Source organism: Vibrio sp. OPT41 (genome assembly GCF_015163595.1).
Lineage (GTDB): Bacteria > Pseudomonadota > Gammaproteobacteria > Enterobacterales > Vibrionaceae > Vibrio > Vibrio alginolyticus.
Genome location: NZ_JADDYH010000102.1, coordinates 1 through 295, shown reverse-complemented (window position 1 = coordinate 295; position 295 = coordinate 1). Strand labels below are relative to the sequence as shown.

Genomic DNA, 295 nt, shown 5'->3' with positions numbered 1-295 from the left:
ATTGGTTGCGGGGGCCGGATTTGAACCGACGACCTTCGGGTTATGAGCCCGACGAGCTACCAAGCTGCTCCACCCCGCGTCCGTATTGTGTCACCGTTAAGTACCGTGAGAACTATAAAACTGGAGCGACACACGAGGTTCGAACTCGTGACCTCAACCTTGGCAAGGTTGCGCTCTACCAACTGAGCTAGTGTCGCATTGGTTGCGGGGGCCGGATTTGAACCGACGACCTTCGGGTTATGAGCCCGACGAGCTACCAAGCTGCTCCACCCCGCGTCCGTATTGTGTCACCGTT

At 57.3% G+C, this 295-nt stretch carries 3 tRNA genes; all 3 read right to left on the bottom strand.

The window, feature by feature from the left end:
- Positions 1-2: 2 nt before the first annotated feature.
- Positions 3-79, bottom strand: a tRNA-Met gene (locus IQP38_RS26070).
- Between the two features lie 42 nt (positions 80-121).
- Positions 122-197: transfer RNA gene (locus IQP38_RS26065), tRNA-Gly, on the bottom strand.
- Between the two features lie 2 nt (positions 198-199).
- Positions 200-276, bottom strand: a tRNA-Met gene (locus tag IQP38_RS26060).
- Between the last annotated feature and the right edge of the window lie 19 nt (positions 277-295).